General features: G+C 71.3%; 15 protein-coding genes and 1 pseudogene. 10 read left to right on the top strand and 6 right to left on the bottom strand.

Annotated features, from left to right (window positions below; all coding sequences use genetic code 11):
- Nucleotides 1–24: 24 nt before the first annotated feature.
- Nucleotides 25–153: pseudogene (locus tag OG858_RS12420) on the top strand (PadR family transcriptional regulator); the annotation flags it as partial.
- A gap of 325 nt (nt 154–478) precedes the next feature.
- Here OG858_RS12420 and OG858_RS12410 read toward each other — a convergent pair.
- Nucleotides 479–1,720, bottom strand: a complete 1,242-nt coding sequence (locus OG858_RS12410) for a glycosyltransferase family 87 protein (RefSeq protein WP_327723888.1) — start codon at nt 1,718–1,720, stop codon at nt 479–481.
- A gap of 157 nt (nt 1,721–1,877) precedes the next feature.
- Between OG858_RS12410 and OG858_RS12405 the strand changes: the two genes are divergently transcribed.
- Nucleotides 1,878–3,020: a glycosyltransferase family 4 protein gene (locus tag OG858_RS12405; protein WP_328544913.1), complete on the top strand. Its 1,143-nt coding sequence runs from the start codon at nt 1,878–1,880 to the stop codon at nt 3,018–3,020.
- Between the two features lie 158 nt (nt 3,021–3,178).
- On the top strand, nt 3,179–4,801 hold the full coding sequence (locus OG858_RS12400) for a GMC oxidoreductase (protein ID WP_455681700.1): 1,623 nt from the start codon (nt 3,179–3,181) through the stop codon (nt 4,799–4,801).
- 34 nt (nt 4,802–4,835) lie between these two features.
- Here the strand turns inward: OG858_RS12400 and OG858_RS12395 are convergent, their stop codons facing one another.
- A complete protein-coding gene (locus OG858_RS12395; protein ID WP_086751502.1) occupies nt 4,836–6,632 on the bottom strand; it encodes an AMP-dependent synthetase/ligase in 1,797 nt (598 codons plus the stop codon).
- 355 nt (nt 6,633–6,987) lie between these two features.
- Here OG858_RS12395 and OG858_RS12390 point away from each other — a divergent pair, with 355 nt between their 5' ends.
- The 6 genes from OG858_RS12390 (at nt 6,988) to OG858_RS12365 (ending at nt 12,407) form a co-directional block, all read left to right on the top strand.
- Entirely contained in the window at nt 6,988–7,743 is a 756-nt protein-coding gene (locus tag OG858_RS12390; protein ID WP_086751504.1) for a metallophosphoesterase family protein, read from the top strand.
- 83 nt (nt 7,744–7,826) lie between these two features.
- On the top strand, nt 7,827–8,267 hold the full coding sequence (locus OG858_RS12385; protein ID WP_037693456.1) for an SRPBCC family protein: 441 nt from the start codon (nt 7,827–7,829) through the stop codon (nt 8,265–8,267).
- Between the two features lie 412 nt (nt 8,268–8,679).
- Nucleotides 8,680–9,867 (top strand): ArsA family ATPase, encoded by a 1,188-nt coding sequence (locus OG858_RS12380; RefSeq protein WP_086751506.1) that lies wholly within the window; start codon nt 8,680–8,682, stop codon nt 9,865–9,867.
- A gap of 57 nt (nt 9,868–9,924) precedes the next feature.
- Nucleotides 9,925–10,446: a DUF5304 domain-containing protein gene (locus OG858_RS12375; protein ID WP_327749006.1), complete on the top strand. Its 522-nt coding sequence runs from the start codon at nt 9,925–9,927 to the stop codon at nt 10,444–10,446.
- Nucleotides 10,447–10,540: 94 nt separating this feature from the next.
- Complete coding sequence (locus OG858_RS12370) at nt 10,541–11,494, top strand: ROK family glucokinase (RefSeq protein WP_037693449.1); 954 nt, start codon at nt 10,541–10,543, stop codon at nt 11,492–11,494.
- 163 nt (nt 11,495–11,657) lie between these two features.
- The gene (locus OG858_RS12365; RefSeq protein ID WP_086751510.1) at nt 11,658–12,407 is read left to right on the top strand and encodes an endonuclease/exonuclease/phosphatase family protein; all 750 of its coding nucleotides are present in this window, start codon (nt 11,658–11,660) and stop codon (nt 12,405–12,407) included.
- Here the strand turns inward: OG858_RS12365 and OG858_RS12360 are convergent.
- The 4 genes from OG858_RS12360 to OG858_RS12345 all read right to left on the bottom strand — a co-directional run bounded on the left by OG858_RS12360 (nt 12,404) and on the right by OG858_RS12345 (nt 15,951).
- Complete coding sequence (locus OG858_RS12360) at nt 12,404–13,483, bottom strand: CU044_5270 family protein (protein ID WP_319066116.1); 1,080 nt, start codon at nt 13,481–13,483, stop codon at nt 12,404–12,406. The genes OG858_RS12365 and OG858_RS12360 overlap by 4 nt on opposite strands.
- Nucleotides 13,476–14,099 (bottom strand): RNA polymerase sigma factor, encoded by a 624-nt coding sequence (locus OG858_RS12355; protein ID WP_319066115.1) that lies wholly within the window; start codon nt 14,097–14,099, stop codon nt 13,476–13,478. Before OG858_RS12355 ends, OG858_RS12360 begins: the two co-directional genes overlap by 8 nt.
- Before the next feature lie 240 nt (nt 14,100–14,339).
- Nucleotides 14,340–15,065, bottom strand: coding sequence for a hypothetical protein (locus tag OG858_RS12350; RefSeq protein ID WP_408059387.1), 726 nt, complete (start codon nt 15,063–15,065; stop codon nt 14,340–14,342).
- Nucleotides 15,058–15,951 (bottom strand): alpha/beta hydrolase, encoded by an 894-nt coding sequence (locus tag OG858_RS12345; RefSeq protein WP_328544914.1) that lies wholly within the window; start codon nt 15,949–15,951, stop codon nt 15,058–15,060. Before OG858_RS12345 ends, OG858_RS12350 begins: the two co-directional genes overlap by 8 nt.
- Nucleotides 15,952–16,281: 330 nt before the next feature.
- On the opposite strand from OG858_RS12345, the gene OG858_RS12340 reads away from it, so the two are divergent.
- Nucleotides 16,282–17,046: a lysophospholipid acyltransferase family protein gene (locus tag OG858_RS12340; RefSeq protein WP_319066113.1), complete on the top strand. Its 765-nt coding sequence runs from the start codon at nt 16,282–16,284 to the stop codon at nt 17,044–17,046.
- Nucleotides 17,047–17,167: the final 121 nt, after the last annotated feature.

Genomic DNA, 17,167 nt, shown 5'->3' with positions numbered 1-17,167 from the left:
CTGGGCGATCGCCTCCCCGAGCACTTCCTCACGACTCCGGCGAGCTTCTTCCACGAGGGCGGCGAACCCGTGCGTGCCGAGGAGGCCGGCGGCCTGTTCCGGCAGGGCACGCTGCGGGTGGCGCGGGCGACCGGGAAGGCCGAGCGGGCGTGGCGGCCGTGCCGTCGGCATTGCTCGGGCCGGTGGTGCTGCGGGCCTTCGGGGCCGGGCCCGCCGTCACCGCGGAGGGCGCGCTCTTCCTGCGCCGCGTCGGGCCGTATCTGGTGCTGACGGCGTGCTGCATCGCGCTCGGCGGGGTCTTCGAGGGCAGCGGGGGAGTGCTGGTGCTGCCGCGGGTGACGCTGCTGGGTACGGCGGTCCAACCGTCGCTCGCCCACGCTCGTTCGGGGCTCGCGCTGCCCGGGATCTGCCTGGCGCCGGCGGTGTCCATGGGGGTGCAGTGCGCGGTGCTCGTGCCGTCGCTGCCGCGCGGGCCGGCTCAGGAACCCAGTGCTTCCTTGACGTTGTCCTGCTGTTGCGGCAGGGGTTCCGGGGCGGGCCGGGGGACCGTGTCGTGCCACAGTCGGAACGCGGCGAGCAGGGCCGCGAGGACGAGGAGGCCGTTGCGGGCGAAGAGGAGGGTGACGCCCAGCCCGTCGCTGGCGACGACGTGGGCGAACCAGACGGGGAACTCCAGGACGGTCACGAAGGACGCCATCAGGACCATGACCGCCGACGGGCCCATCCGGCTCGCCCGGAAGCAGAGGCACACCGCGGCGAGGCCCACCAGCCACACCATGTACTGCGGGCTGATCACCCGGCTCGTGGCCGTGAACATCAGCACCGCCACGAACGCGGCGTCCGCGAGGGTGTGCGGCGCGAACCGCCGGGCCCGTACCCGCCAGAGCAGCAGCCAGGCGAACGCCACCCCGCTGAGCAGCAGGGCCACTTTGCTGACGGTGTCGACGTGGTCGCCGAGGAACTCCACCGAGCCGTAGTTGAGCAGTACCTCGCCGTCCCAGCCGAACTGCCGGGCCACATGGAAGACGAGGGCGCCCAGCGACTCGACCTCCGTGCCGCGGTCCCGCTGGAACGTCAGGAAGGCGAAGGCGCCGGGCATGGAGACGGCGAAGAGGGCGGCCACCGCCAGGCCGGTGCCCGCGGCCCACGCCCAGGCGGCACGCTTGCGGGCGCCCAGGAGCAGCAGTACCGGCCAGACCTTCAGCAGGGCCGCGAAGGCCGTCAGCGCCCCCATCGCGCGCGGGTGACGGCTGCCGGCGAGGAGGGCGGCGACCGCCACCGCCGTCACCATCACGTCGTAGCGGGCGTACCCGGTCGGGCCGAGCAGCGGCAGGCCCACCACCCACACCCAGGCGCCGCGCCATGTCTTCCCGGGGCGCCCGCCCGCGTACAGGAGCAGCGCGAGCACGACCAGGTCGGCGAGGAAGGCGAGGACGAAGAACGCGGACGCGTAGTCCAGGAAGGGCAGCAGCGCGGGGGAGAGAATCGCGAGGGCGGCGGCGGGCGGGTACTGCCAGGTGACGTCGTTCAGGGGATACGTTCCTGTGCGCAGGGTCTCGTACCAGCCCTGGTAGATCACCGAGACGTCGCTGGTGACGTCCGGGCCGGGGAACACGTACACCTTGAAGACGAACAGCAGCAGGAGCAGCCGGGTCGCGCCCCAGAGCGTCAGAAGCCCCAGCGGGAGCCGTCGAGAGCCCCTTATATGCGTCTGAGCCACGTGAGTCCCTGTCCACAAGTGTCTGTCGGTGTCCGGCCGCGCCGAACTTCGCGCGCGTGGGGGACATGATCCCCCATCGGCCTGTGAAGCATGGCCGGGACCGGTGCGGAGGTGCCCGGGGGCGGGGGCCGACGCCGGTTCGGTAGGGTCGGCGGCGATGCACAAGACCCTGATCGTGACCAACGACTTCCCGCCCCGGCCCGGCGGTATCCAGGCGTTTCTGCACAACATGGCGCTACGGCTGGATCCCGAGCAGATCGTCGTCTATGCCTCGACGTGGAAGCGGAGCCGGGAGGGCGCCCGGGCGACGGCCGCCTTCGACGCCGAGCAGCCCTTCACCGTCGTACGCGACCGGACGACCATGCTGCTGCCGACGCCCGCCGTCACCCGCCGCGCGGTCTCGCTGCTGCGGGAGCACGGCTGTACGGCGGTGTGGTTCGGTGCGGCGGCCCCGCTCGGTCTGATGGCCCCCGCGCTGCGCCGGGCGGGCGCCCGGCGGCTGGTGGCCACCACGCACGGCCACGAGGCGGGCTGGGCGCAGCTGCCCGCCGCCCGGCAGCTGCTGGGACGGATCGGCGAGGGCACGGACACGATCACCTACCTGGGCGAGTACACGCGCTCCCGGATCGCCACGGCTCTCACTTCGCAGGCGGCCGGGCGCATGGTCCAGCTGCCGCCCGGGGTCGACGAGAAGACCTTCCACCCCGGCTCCGGCGGTGCCGAGGTCCGGGCCCGGCTGGGGCTCACCGACCGGCCGGTCGTCGTCTGTGTCTCCCGGCTCGTGCCGCGCAAGGGGCAGGACACGCTGATCCGGGCGATGCCCGCCATCCTCGCCGAGGAGCCGGACGCGGTGCTGCTGATCGTCGGCGGCGGACCGTACGAGAAGGAGCTGCGCCGGCTCGCCCACGAGAGCGGGGTCGCCGCGTCCGTCCGCTTCACCGGCGCCGTCCCCTGGTCCGAGCTGCCCGCCCACTACGGCGCCGGCGACGTCTTCGCCATGCCGTGCCGTACGCGCCGGGGCGGGCTGGACGTCGAAGGGCTCGGGATCGTCTACCTGGAGGCCTCCGCGACCGGACTGCCCGTCGTCGCGGGCGACTCCGGCGGTGCCCCCGACGCCGTGCTCGACGGCGAGACCGGCTGGGTCGTACGAGGAGGCTCCCCGAACGACGCCGCCGAACGCATCGTCACCCTCCTGGGCGACCCGGAACTCCGGGCACGCATGGGGCAGCGGGGACGGGAGTGGGTCGAGGAGAAATGGCGCTGGGACCTGTTGGCAGAAACTTTGAAATCGTTGCTCTAGCCCCCCGGAGGGCGCGGAGAACGGTGCGACCAGCCACGAGACGACCGGAAGTCGCCTTCCAGGAGCACCCGGCACACCGGTAAGCGCCGCACGGCACGGCGGAGCCCCTAGCCGGAGCCGAAAAATCCGCACATGCTGCGCACATGACAGCAAAACTGATGCAGCGTCAACTGACGAGACGTCACATCCTTGGTATGGCCGCCCTGCAGACGGCGGCCGCCCTCGGTCTCACCCGCATCGGCCTCCAGTCCGCCCAGGCGGCCGAACCCGACGCGGTCGACTCCGCCCCCGCGATCGTCATCGGCTCCGGCTACGGCGCCGCCGTCGCCGCCCTCCGACTCGGCCAGGCCGGCATCCGCACCCTCGTCCTGGAGATGGGCAGGGCCTGGAACAGCCCCGGCTCGGACGGCAAGATCTTCTGTTCGACCAAGGAGCCCGACGATCGGTCCATGTGGTTCAAGACCCGGACCGAGGCCCCGCTCGCCACCTTCCTCTGGCTGGACGTCGTCAACCAGGACATCAACCCCTACCCCGGCGTCCTGGACCGCGTCCGCTACGCCGACATGTCGGTCTTCCTGGGCCGCGGTGTCGGCGGCGGCTCACTGGTCAACGGCAGCATGGCCGTCACCCCGCTCCAGTCGTACTTCGCCGAGCAGTTCCCGGCCGTCGACACCGCCGAGATGTACTCCACGTACTTCCCGCGCGCCCGCGCCATGCTCGGCGTCAACACCATCGACCCCGCCTGGTTCGAGTCCACGGAGTGGTATCGCTTCAGCCGGATCTCCCGTGCCCACGCCGACAAGGCCGGCCTGCGGACCACCTTCGTGCCGAGCGTCTACGACTTCGGCTACATGCAGCGCGAGGCGGCCGGCACCGCGACCAGGTCGGCCCTCGCGGGAGAGGTCATCTACGGCAACAACCACGGAAAGAAGAGCCTCGACAAGACGTACCTCGCCGCCGCCCTCGGCACCGGCAACGTCACCATCCACACCATGGAACGGGCCAGGGGCATCCGTCGGCTGAGCGACGGGACGTACGTCGTCACCGTCGACCGCATCGCCGACACGGGGGCGGTCGTCGAGACCAAGGAGTACGGCTGCACCTATCTGTTCCTCGGCGCCGGCAGCGTCGGCACCACCGAACTCCTCGTCCGCGCACGGGCGAAGGGCACCCTGCCCGCGCTGGACGCCAGTGTCGGCGCCGGCTGGGGTTCGAACGGCAACGTCATGCTCGGCCGGGCCAACCACCTGTGGGACACGGTCGGGGCGAACCAGTCGACCATGCCGGTCATGGGCATCGACGACTGGGCCAACACCGCCAACCCCGTCTTCGCCGAGATCGCCCCGCTGCCCACGGGCCTCGAACACTGGGTCAGCCTCTATCTGGCGATCACCAAGAACCCGGAGCGCGCGTCCTTCACCTACGACGCCGCGAGCGACTCGGCGAAGCTCGGCTGGAGCGCCGCCCAGAGCGCGGTCTCCTCCTCCATGGCCAAGAAGCTCTTCGACCGGATCAACTCGGCCAACAGCACGATGTACCGCTACGACCTGTTCGGCTCGTCCAACAAGGTGTTCGCCGACGACTTCACCTACCACCCGCTGGGCGGCTGTGTGCTGGGGAAGGCGACCGACAACTACGGGAGGGTGAAGGGGTATTCGAAGCTGTACGTCACCGACGGCTCGCTCGTGCCCGGCTCGATCGGGGTGAACCCGTTCGTCACGATCACCGCGCTCGCCGAACGCACGATGACGCGGGTCCTCGCCGAGGACACCGCGCCATGAGCCGTGCGACCGCTGATTGCTGCCTGACGGCTGGTTACTTCTGGTAGATCGCCTCGATCTCGTCCGTGTAGTCCTTCGCCACCACGTTGCGCTTGAGCTTCAGGGACGGCGTCAGGTGGCCCGACTCCTCCGTGAACTGGGAGGACAGAATGCGGAACTTCCGCACCGATTCCGCCTTCGACACCGCGGCGTTGCCGTCGTCGATCGCGGCCTGCACGGCCGCGTTCAGATCGGCGTCCGCACTCAGTGACGCCGCGGTGGAGCCCGCCGGCTTGCCGTGCTCGGCGGCCCAGCGGCCCAGGAACTCCTCGTCGATGGTGACCAGCGCGCCCACGAAGGGCCGCCCGTCGCCCACCACCATGCACTCCGCGACCAGGGCGTGCGCCCGGATCCGGTCCTCGATCACGGCCGGGGCGACGTTCTTGCCGCCCGCGGTGACGATGATCTCCTTCTTGCGGCCGGTGATGCTGAGGTAGCCGTCCTCGTCGAGGGTGCCGATGTCGCCCGTGTGGAACCAGCCGTCGGCCAGCGCCTCCTCGGTCGCGCCCGGGTTGTTCCAGTACTCCTTGAACAGGTGCTCGCCGTGCAGCAGCACCTCCCCGTCGTCCGCGATCCGGATGACGGAACCCGGCAGCGGCTGCCCGACCGTACCGATCTTCTGGCGGTCCCAGGGGTTGAACGCGGTGGCCGCACAGGACTCCGTCAGGCCGTAGCCCTCCAGGACCGTGAAGCCGATGCCGCGGAAGAAGTGACCCAGACGCTCGCCCAGCGGGGCGCCGCCCGAGATCGCGAACTCGCCCTTGCCGCCGAGCACCGCCCGCAGCTTGCTGTAGACGAGCCTGTCGAACACCTTGTGCTTGATCTTCAGGCCGAGCGCCGGGCCCGACGCCGTGTCCAGCGCCCTGCTGTACGCGATCGCCGTGTCCGCGGCCTTGTCGAAGATCTTGCCCTTGCCGTCCGCCTGCGCCTTGGCCCGCGCTGAGTTGTAGACCTTCTCGAACACGCGCGGCACACCGAGGATCAGCGTCGGCCGGAAGGAGGCCAGCTCGTCGGTGAGGTTCTTGATGTCCGGTACGGTGCCCAGCTTGATCGGCGCCATCATCGGCGCGACCTGCACGAGCCGCCCGAAGACGTGCGCGAGCGGGAGGAAGAGCAGGACCGAGCACTCGCCCGTACGGAACAGGGGGCGCAGCCGCTCCACCACGTTCCCGCACTCGGCGAAGAAGCTGCGGTGGGTGAGGACGCACCCCTTCGGGCGGCCGGTCGTGCCGGAGGTGTAGACGATGGTCGCCGGGTCGTCGGCCTTGGCCATCGAGCTGCGCTCGTCGACGGCCTGGTCGGTGACCCCCTGGCCGAGGCGGCCCAGCTCCTCCACACCGCCGCCCTCGATCTGCCACACGTGCTTCAGCCCCGGCAGCCGGTCGCGCACCGACTCGACGGCGGCCGAGTGCCCGTCCAGCTCCACGATCATGGCGGTGGCGCCCGAGTCGGCGAGAATCCACTGCACCTGCTCCGCCGAGCTGGTCTCGTACACCGGCACGGTGACCGCGCCGGCCGTCCAGATCGCGAAGTCCAGCAGGGTCCACTCGTAGCGGGTACGGGACATCAGCGCGACCCGGTCGCCAGGCTGGACCCCGGCGGCGATGAGCCCCTTCGCGGCCGTCCGCACCTCGGTGAGGAACCGGACGGCGTCGACGTCCTGCCAGACGCCGTCCACCTTGCGGGCGATGACGGCGACATCGGGATGCTGCGCGGCGTTTCTACGGACGATGTCGGTCAGATTGCCGTCCGTCGGGACCTCGTACAAAGCCGGAAGGCTGAACTCGCGCAAGACTGCTGCTCCTCATAGGGCGCCGGCGCCACGACTCTGTGTGCTGCGACGGTGCGGTCCAAGGCCGGGAGAGCGCTCAGGTCCCCTTTGGTTCTTCGGTTCCTACTGGTTGAAAACCTGAGCACAACTGGACTGCCCGGACGTTACCCGTCGGTATGGCCTCTACGCGAGGGGGGTCGGGCGAGATGTTCTCCGCGTCACACGTGCGGGGTTCTACCCGGGAAGAATAGTCCCCCCACTTGCCGACTGGCCAGTAACCACACGTCCGACCGGCTCTGTTCACGTATGCCACACACGCCTACGCTTGATCGTCATGGCACGCACATCGGGCGGTAACGGCAGGACTCGCATTCACGTGGTCAGCGACGTGCACGGCAACGCACGCGACCTGGCCGGAGCGGGTGAGGGCGCCGACGCCCTGGTGTGCCTGGGTGACCTGGTCCTCTTCCTCGACTACGCCGACCACTCCCGCGGCATCTTCCCCGACCTCTTCGGCGCCGAGAACGCCACCCGCCTCGTCGAACTGCGAACCGCCCGCCGCTTCGAGGAGGCGCGCGAACTCGGGGCCCGGCTGTGGGCGGGCGTGGGGGAGGAGCGCTCCGCCGTGATCGAGAAGGCCGTCCGCAAGCAGTACGCCGAGATGTTCGCGGCCTTCCCAGCGCCGACGTACGCCACGTACGGCAATGTCGATATGCCGAGGCTGTGGCCCGAGTACGCGGGTCCGGGGACGACCGTGCTGGACGGCGAACGGGTGGAGATCGGAGGCTGGGTCTTCGGGTTCGTGGGCGGCGGACTCCGCACCCCCATGCGGACCCCGTACGAGATCAGCGACGAGGAGTACGCGGCGAAGATCGAGGCGGTGGGGGAGGTGGACGTGCTGTGCACGCACATCCCGCCGGATATCCCCGAGCTGGTGTACGACACGGTGGCGCGCCGCTTCGAGCGGGGGAGCCGGGCGCTGCTGGAGGCGATCCGGAAGACCCGGCCCCGGTACTCGTTGTTCGGACACGTCCACCAGCCGTTGGCGCGGCGGATGCGCGTCGGGGCGACCGAGTGTGTGAACGTGGGCCACTTCGCGGGGACCGGGAAGCCGTGGGCGCTGGAATGGTGAGTCCCGGTAAGCGGTAGCCTTCACGCTGCACAGACGTGCGCACCCACCTCCCTCACCGGACAGTCTCTGGAGGAGCCACCGCGATGGCGGAATTCACCAGTTCGAGCATCACGATCGAGGCTGCGGCCGCCGACGTCATGGGAGTGATCGCCGACTTCGCCCGCTACCCGGACTGGACGGGCGAGGTGAAGGAGGCGGAGGTGCTGGAGACCGACGGTCAGGGCCGCGCCGAGCAGGTCCGGCTCGTCATGGACGCGGGCGCGATCAAGGACGACCAGACGCTGGCGTACACCTGGACCGGGGCGAACGAGGTGTCCTGGACGCTGGTCAAGTCTCAGATGCTGCGGTCGCTCGACGGCTCCTACATCCTGAAGCCGGTCGGTGACTCGGTGACCGAGGTGACGTACCAGCTGACCGTCGACGTCAAGATCCCGATGCTCGGCATGATCAAGCGCAAGGCGGAGAAGGTCATCATCGACCGGGCGCTGGCGGGGCTGAAGAAGCGCGTGGAGTCCGGGGCCTGAGCCCCGCCCACCCGTCCGAACGTCCGACCCGTCCTGGTGGCGGAGGGTGCTCCCGGAGCCTGCTGCGGCGGGTTCCGAGTCACCTGTAGGCCGATGGGCGGGTGAGCCCGCGCCCCATGACTCGGCGGGCTGCGTCATGTGGCGGCCGCAGTCCGTCCGTGGGTGTCGTCCGTCCGCGGGCTCCAGCCGTCCGTCGCCGCCGTCCGTCATGGCTGATCGCGCGGTTCCCCGTGCCCCTGGGACGGGATGCGCGTGGGCTGCTCACCTGCGGGCAGTCGTGCCTCTGGGGCGGTACGGGTGGGCGCATCCGGCGCCCCGACAGCGCCGGTGAGCGCCTCCCACCTCCGCCAGGCCTCGGCGGAGGGTGCCGGGCGGCGCTGATGGGCCGGGCGCTGGGTTACCGTTCACCCTCATGCGCACCATCCTGATCACCGGGCAAGGCGGCAGCGGCCGTACGACGGTCGCGGCGGCCACGGCCGTCGAGGCGGCCCGTGAGGGCGTGCGGACCCTTGTGCTGAGCGCGGACCGCGTCGACAGCCTGGGGGCGGTGCTCGGGGTGGCGACCGGGACGGAACCCGTGCGGGTCGTCCCGAACCTGACCGCGTGGCGGCCCGACGCGGCGGAGCGGTTCCGGGAGGATCTCGTCGCCTTCCAGGAGAGGGCCGCGTCCGTGCTGGGAATGCTCGGTGCCGGCCGACTGGACGCCGAGGAACTCACCCCCCTGCCCGGCGCAGAGGAACTCGCCCTGCTGCGGGCGCTGCGCGACGCCGCGCTGTCGGAGGCGTACGACCTGCTCGTCGTCGATCTGCCGCCCGCGCCGCAGGCACTCGCCCTGCTCGGTCTCCCGGAGGAGCTGCGGCGGTATCTGCGGCGGCTGCTCCCGGCCGAGCGGCAGGCGGCCCGTGCGCTGCGGCCGGTCCTCGGGCGGCTCGCCGGGGTGCCGATGCCCGCCGAGTGGCTGTACGAGACGGCCGCCCGGTGGGACGTCGAGCTGGCCGCCGTCGCGGCGGTCGTCGAGGACCCGGGGACGAGTGTGCGACTGGTCGCCGAACCGGGTCCGGCCGGCGCCGACCTCGTGCGCCTCGCGAGCGTCGGACTCGCCCTGCGGGCCCTCCCCGTGGACATGCTGATCGCCAACCGCGTCCTGCCCGAGGGCGTCCACGACACCTGGCTCGCCGGCCTCGTCGCCCAACAGCGCAAGGCGTTGGAGGAATGGCAGGAGGCCTCCTCGGAGCGAGAGGCCCGTCCCGTACGCGGCGTCGCCCACCTGGGCCGCGACCCCCGCGGCGGCGACGACCTCGCCGCCCTCGACGTCCCCGGTGCGGGTGACGCTCCCGCCCGCGTCGAGTGGGCCGTCACCGACAACCTCGGCGACGAGGGCGTGCTCGTGTGGCACATCCCGCTGCCCGGGGCGATACGGGACGACCTGGATCTCGTCCGGCGCGGCGACGAGTTGGTCGTCACGGCGGGGCAGTTCCGCCGTATCGTTCCGCTGCCGTCGGCACTGCGCCGCTGCACGGTCGACGGCGCCGCCCTGCGCGAAGGCAGCTTGAGGATCCGTTTCGCGCCGGACCCGCGGTTGTGGCCCCGGACACGGTGAACCGTGTGCGCCCGTTCGGGTAACGTCGAAGGTACGAACCGTAGGCAGGAGCCCGCCATGAGCGAAGAGCGCCCCACGTCCGACGCCGGTCGTCAGGACGCGGCCGAGGAGGAACGGTCGGCCGAGCAGGCCCGCGCGACCGACCGGGTGCGCGCGACCGACTCCGACGCCTGGGCGACCGCGTGCGAGGAGGACCTCGTCGCGGAGAAGGCCCGCCGCCGGGCGAAGTACGGGCCACCGCCGGGCTCGGCCGCCGAGGAACTGCGCAAGCTGGTCGACACCGTCGCGGAGAAACTGTCCGGGCTGCAGTCGCCGTTGCTCGGCGCGGTCGCCGGGGGCGCGGCCCAGCAGATGGTCAGCCAGGTCGTCCGGCAGGCCAAGGCCGCCGTCGAACCCGTCATCGAACGCAACCCGGACGTCTTCGACCATCTCGCCTCCGCCGGCGGCGAACTGCTCGCCGCGTACCGCTCCGCCGTCGAGGCCCAGGAGCGCCGCTGGACGAACCGGGACACCGCCCACCGGGAAAACCGCGACCAGGGCGACGACCCGGGCCCCGGAGAACGCATCGACCTGGACTGACACCGGCCCGTCCGCCCGGCGGACGCCGGGAGTCCCGGCGCAGGGCCTCGGGTACGGTTGGCCGTAGCGGGGCTCGACCGAAACTGAGGGATTCATGGGACTCACCATCGGCGTCGACATCGGCGGTACCAAGATCGCGGCCGGTGTGGTCGACGAGGAAGGCAACATCCTCTCGACGCACAAGGTGCCGACCCCGGGCACGCCCGAGGGGATCGTGGACGCCATCGCCGCCGCCGTCGAGGGCGCGCGAGCCGGACACGAGATCGTCGGTGTCGGCATCGGCGCGGCCGGTTACGTCAACCGTCAGCGGTCGACGGTCTACTTCGCCCCCAACATCGACTGGCGCAACGAGCCGCTCAAGGAGAAGGTCGAGACCCGCGTCGGCCTGCCGGTCGTCGTGGAGAACGACGCCAACGCCGCCGCGTGGGGCGAGTACAAGTTCGGTGCCGGCAAGGGCCACCGCAACGTCATCTGCATCACCCTCGGCACCGGCCTCGGCGGGGGCATCATCATCGGCAACAAGCTGCGCCGCGGCCACTACGGCGTCGCCGCCGAGTTCGGCCACATCCGCATGGTCCCGGACGGGCTGCAGTGCGGCTGCGGTTCGCAGGGCTGCTGGGAGCAGTACGCGTCAGGGCGGGCCCTGGTCAGGTACGCCAAGCAGCGCGCCAACGCCACCCCCGAGAACGCGGACCTTCTCCTCGGCCTCGGTGACGGCACCCCCGAGGGCATCGAGGGCAAGCACATCTCCATGGCCGCCCGCCAGGGCGACCCCGTCGCCGTCGACTCCTACCGCGAACTCGCCCGCTGGGCCGGCGCCGGCCTCGCCGACCTCGCCTCCCTCTTCGACCCGTCGGCGTTCATCGTGGGCGGCGGCCTGTCGGACGAGGGCGAACTGGTCCTCGACCCGATCCGCAAGTCCTACAAGCGCTGGCTCGTGGGCGGCAACTGGCGCCCCGTCGCCGAGGTCATCGCCGCCCAACTGGGCAACGAGGCGGGCCTGGTGGGCGCGGCGGACCTGGCGAGAGAACCCGACCCGATCATGTAGACACCGACAGCCATCCCCGCGCCCCGTTCTTCGGGGCGCGGGGCCCTGTCGATGTGCGGCTCCGCCGCGTGGGCGCGACCGGCCCCCGCCTGCCGTCAGCCGAACGAACGACCCGCGGTCCCTCGGCTCTCCCGGCGCAGTGCTGCCGCGTAGATTGATCCACATGACGCCGCTGCCCAACTCCCGCACGAACCCCGACGGTTCGGCGACCATCCGCGTCCTCAGCTACAACATCCGCTCCATGCGGGACGACACGGACGCCCTCGCCCGAGTGATCACCGCCTGCGCCCCCGACCTGGTCCTCATCCAGGAAGCCCCCCGCTTCTTCCGCTGGCGCAAGAAACTCGCCAGGCTCGCCGCGGCCTCCCACCTGGTCACCCTCTCCGGCGGTGCCACCGCCTCCGGCCCCGCGCTGCTGTGCAACCTCCGCGCCACGGTCGAGCACACCGACGACGTGCTCCTGCCCCTCACCCCCGGCCTGCACCGACGCGGCTTCGCCACGGCAGTGGTCCGCTTCGGCCGCGCCCGTCTCGGCGTCCTGTCCTGCCACCTCTCCCTGCAGAAGGACGAGCGGTACGAGCAGGGCGGCCTGCTCCTCGACCACCTGGCCGGCCTGGGCGTGACACACGCGGTCGCGGGCGGCGACCTCAACGAGCGCCCGGACGGCCGCACGTTCCGTCGCCTCGCCGGCGAACTCCAGGACTGCTGGACCACCACGCCCTGGGGCGGCGAGTACAGCTCCACGCCCACCGACCCCCACCAGCGCATCGACGCGATCCTGGCCACCCCCGGCATCGAGGTCCTCGGCTGCGGCGTCCCCCTCGACCACCCCGGCATCTCCGAGGACGACCTGAGGGCGGCCACGGACCATCTTCCGGTCCTGGCCGCCCTCAGAGTGCCCGCCGAGCTCTAGCCCGCGGCCGACGGATACTGCTTGACCTTGTCGACGATGGCCCAACTGTCCAGGTACGAGAGCTGGGTGTACGTCTTCATGTTCTTGCCGTCGCCCGAGGAACGCTCGTCACGGAAGCCGAGGAAGGCGTAGGTCACCGGGTCGAAGATGAAGTAACTGCCGTACCCTGCGGCGCCCTTGGGTAGGGTCGGGTCGTCGTACCTGATGGCCACGCCTACCCGTCCCTTGGCGTCCTTCTGGCCGGGCACCGCCTTGACCCCCGGCACCATCCCGAGCGCCTCGTACGCCGCCGGCCGCAGCCCCTCGGGCATCACCGGGACCAGTTTGAGCAGCCCGGCGAGGCTGAAGTGGATGTGCGACCACTCCTGGTCGGTGATCCTGTCCAGCGAGGTGTTCTTCCTGTCGCGCGCGAAGCCCACGTCCTGGAGCGCGAGGATCAGCTGTTCCGGGTCGGTCGGGAGCTTTCGCAGCGTGCCCCAGTCCTTCGGTGGCCAGCTGGTCTGGTTCTCCTCGTTCGGTGGCGACCACCACCCCTTGCCGATCTCCATGATCCAGGACCGCTGGGAGCCGTCCACGGAGCGCCAGATCTCGTCGACGTGGGTCTTCGTCCTCCCCGTCTTCCGGTCGGTCTCCTTGATGATCTCCTTGGTGTAGATGAACTGGTCGTCCCGGGGACTGACCACCTTGTCGTTCTTCCGCGCGTACGAGGCCGCCCCGTTGAGCACGGTCCGCGCGCTGACGTTCCGCATGTGCGGCACGTTCTCCACCGGCGGCGCAGCGGTCTTCCCCCGGCCGTCGTCGTGCTGCACGGTGACCAGGGCACCCGCCGTGACCGCGGCGGCGACCATACCGGCCAGGGCGATACGCAGGACCGGGCGACGGCGGACCGGGCGATCGGGCCCGATCGCCCTGCGAGTCGCCCGGTCCGCACCGGGTGCGGTGATCGTGGCGAGCAGGCGGGCGCGCCCCCGCCGCCGGGCCTCGTCGTCCAGTGGGGGAGCCCCCGCGTCGAAGTCGGCGAGGTCCCGCAGGTCACGTAGGTCCCGCAGGTCCCTCGGTCCGTCGATGTCACGCATGGGCGTCTGCCTCTCGGAAAGCGGTCGGATCGGATCCGCCCAGTGCTTCGCGCAATCTGCCGCGAGCCCGGTTCAGCCGGGATCTGATCGTGCCGACGGGCACGTCGAGGGCGCGGGCCGCCTCCTCGTAGTCGAGGCCGGCCCAGGCCACCAGCAGCACCACGTCGCGGTGCCGGGCGGACAGCCCGGCCAGCGCGGCGGCCAGCTCCCGGCGCACCCCCGTGGCACCGGCCCTGGCGACCGCCCGGTCCGCGACCGCCTCCTCGTGCTCCACCGGCGCCGGCAGCCGGGCGAGCGCCCTGAACCGGCGCGCCTCGGCCCGGCGGTGCCGGCCCACGAGGTTGGTGGCGATACCGAACAGCCAGGGGCGGGCGTCGGCCCGCCCCAGGTCGTACGTGTGCCGCCGCTGGAAGGCGGTGACGAAGGTCTCCGCCATCAGATCCTCCGCCGCCTCGGGGCCCAGCCGCCGTGCCGCGTAACGATGCACGGTGTCGGCGTACCGGTCGTAGAGGACGGCGAACAGCTCGGGCTCGTCCCGGGACCGCTCGATCACGCGGGCATCACTCTCCTCGCGGTCCCCGTCGCGGGTGCCGACGCCCGGTGGTCCGACGGTCATCGGGGCTCCTTTCGTTCGTCCGAACGCCCTGAAGGCCTGGGCTCGTTCAGGTCGTGCACCCGTACTTCGCCGTTCACCGGAATCGAGTTCCATCCCGTCGCAGGGCGATGGCGACAGATCATCTCCGCGCACCCGTCGTGCGGCGACGGCGACAGATCCCCGCGCCCTCGTCGCGGGGCAACGGCGAGGGCCCGCCCGGAACTCTCCCGGACGGGCCCTCGTACGGCGGCGGTGGTGCGGTCAGACGACCGCGCCCCGGCCCGGATCGTCGTCGTCCTCGTCGTCGCCGTTCATCCGCATCACCAGCGTGGCGAAGCCGCCGAGGAAGCCGCCGATGCCCAGGGTGGTGAGCCACCAGGTCATCTCCCAGCCGAGGAGGACGGCGAGCAGCAGCAGGACCGGGCCGCCGATCACCCCCAGCCAGGCGAACTTGGCGGTCGCGTCGGCCGCCGGCAGCGGGGGCGGCTCGGGCGGCACGAAGTGGCCCTCACCGTCCTCGTCCTCCTCGGCGGAGTCCCTGTCGCCCTTGTCCAGTTCCTCGCCGACCGGGTCGGGCACGCTGTAGTCGCGTGGACCCGAGCCGACGCCGGGGGCGAACGCCACCGAGCTGCCCAGCGGCCTGGGGGCCGCGGGACCGGCGGCGGCATCGGGTGACTTGTCGGAAGATTCCTCCGGCTCGGCCTCCAGCAGGGCCAGGTCCTCCACCGACCTGAACGGCTTGGTGCCCGGCGGGTCCGGCGGCTCGTTGCCGAACCCGGCGACGATGGCCCGCCAGGCGGCGTCCTCGTCGAACGGCACGTGCTGCTCCTCGCCCACGTGCTGCTCCTCGCCCGGCGACTCGCCGGACGAGGCGCCCGCGGAGCTGCCCGCGGAGCCGCCCGGGGAGTCGCCCCGTGAGTCACCGTGGCGCTCGCCGAGGGGCGCTCCCTTCTCCTCCGGCTCACGCTCGGAGTCGTGCTCAGCCACCAGTGGCCGTCCCTTCCCTCTGCTCCAAGGATCCCGGACCGATCTGCTCCGCGGACCCCGAATCAGACTGCTGTACGGATTCCGCGTCGGACTCCTTCACACCGGCCGCCCCGGACTCCGTCACGCGTCGCGCATCGGAGTCCGCCACGAGACGGGTGACGAAGGCGTGGCTCTCCTCGAAGATCCGGTCCGCGTCGTGGTCCAACGTCGCGACATGGTGGCTCTGTTCCAGCAGGATCTCCGTGACGTCGGTCGACGACACCCGGCCGAGGACACGCTCGGAGTCGACGGGCGGCACCACATGGTCCCGCGGGCTGTGCAGCAGCAGCAACGGCTGGGTCACCTGGGGCAGTTCGCCGTCGACGAGACGCAGGAAGTTGCGCAGCGAGTGCGCCGCGTGCAGCGGTACATGGCTGTACCCCACCTCCTCGACGCCCTCCTTCGCGATGTCGCTGGTGATCCCCTTGGTGGTGGGGACGAAGTGCCGGAGCAGCGGGAGGGCGTGCGCGGCGGGGCCGTGCACCTTGTTCGCCGGGTTGACGACCATCACGCCGGCGACCTCGTCCCCGTGCTTCGCGGCCAGCCGCAGCGCCAGCGCGCCACCCATGGAAAGCCCGGCCACGAAGACGTGCGCACAACGCTCGCGCAGGGCCCGCAGCTCGCGGTCCACCTCCGCGTACCAGTCCTGCCAGCCGGTCGGGCAGAGGTCCTCCCAGCGGGTGCCGTGTCCCGGCAGCAGGGGCAGCGCGACGGTCAGCCCCCGCGCGGCGAGATGCTCCGCCCAGGGGCGCAGGGACTGGGGGGACCCGGTGAATCCGTGGCAGAGGAGGACACCGACCTCCCCGCCCTCGTGGTGGTACGGCTCGGCTCCAGGAAGGACCGGCACGGTTCGGTCTCCTGTTCATGAGAAGGGTGTGAAAGTCCGGATGTGGTTCACCGTACGCGACCGCTCCGACACCGACCAGGGGCTTCGCGCGGTGGAGGGCGTGTGAAGGGCCCGGTGGGGAGGGGGCGGAGGGCCCGGCGGGGAGCGGGCGAAGGACCCGGCGAGGACCCGGCGAGGAGCGGGCGGGGAGCGGGTGGGAATCATGGGGGAGTGATGGGGGAGTGATGGGGGCGCTCGACACCGGTCGGACCTGTCGGACTCTTCTTCAGACGTCCGGGTTAAGGTCTGATCCACGGATCACAGAGAGGCACTCGGTTGCTGTACGGCGCGATGAAGGTCGCTATCGGGGGACCGCTCAAGGTCACCTTCAGGCCCTGGGTGGAGGGCCTGGAGAACATTCCGCCCGAGGGCGCCGCGATCCTCGCGAGCAACCACCTCTCCTTCTCGGACTCGTTCTTCCTCCCCGCGGTCCTCGACCGCAAGGTCACGTTCATCGCGAAGGCCGAGTACTTCACCACCCCCGGGATCAAGGGCAAGCTGACGGCCGCCTTCTTCAAGGGCGTCGGCCAGCTCCCGGTGGACCGTTCCGGCGCGCGGGGCGCGGGTGAGGCCGCGATCAGGAGCGGCATACAGGTCATCGAGAGCGGTGAGCTGTTCGGCATCTATCCCGAGGGCACCCGCTCGCCCGACGGCCGGCTCTACCGCGGCAAGCCCGGTGGCCTGGCCCGCGTGGCCCTTGCCACCGGCGCGCCCGTCATCCCCGTCGCCATGATCGACACGGAGAAGATCCAGCCCCCGGGCAAGGTCCTGCCGAAGGTGATGCGCCCCGGCATCCGGATCGGCAAGCCTCTCGACTTCAGCCGCTACCAGGGCATGGAGCACGACCGCTTCGTCCTGCGGGCGCTGACCGACGAGGTCATGTACGAGATCATGAAGCTCTCCGGCCAGGAGTACGTCGACATCTACGCGACCGCCGCCAAGCGGCAGATCGCGGACGCGGCCAAGGCCGAGAGGGAGGCCGACAAGGCCGCCAGGGCTGCCCTCGCCAAGGCCGAGAAGGAGCAGACGGCCAAGGAGCAGAAGGCCAAGGAGTAGAAGGTCGAGGAGCAGACGGCCAAGGAGCAGAAGGCCGAGGAACAGAGGGAACAGGCGGAGAAGACCCGGTCGGACAGGGACCGGCCGGCTTCGTAACGGCCGCGTTCCCGGGTACGGTCGC

The sequence above is a fragment of the Streptomyces europaeiscabiei genome (genome assembly GCF_036346855.1).
Lineage (GTDB): Bacteria > Actinomycetota > Actinomycetes > Streptomycetales > Streptomycetaceae > Streptomyces > Streptomyces europaeiscabiei.
This window is presented reverse-complemented; position numbering and strand designations above follow the sequence as displayed.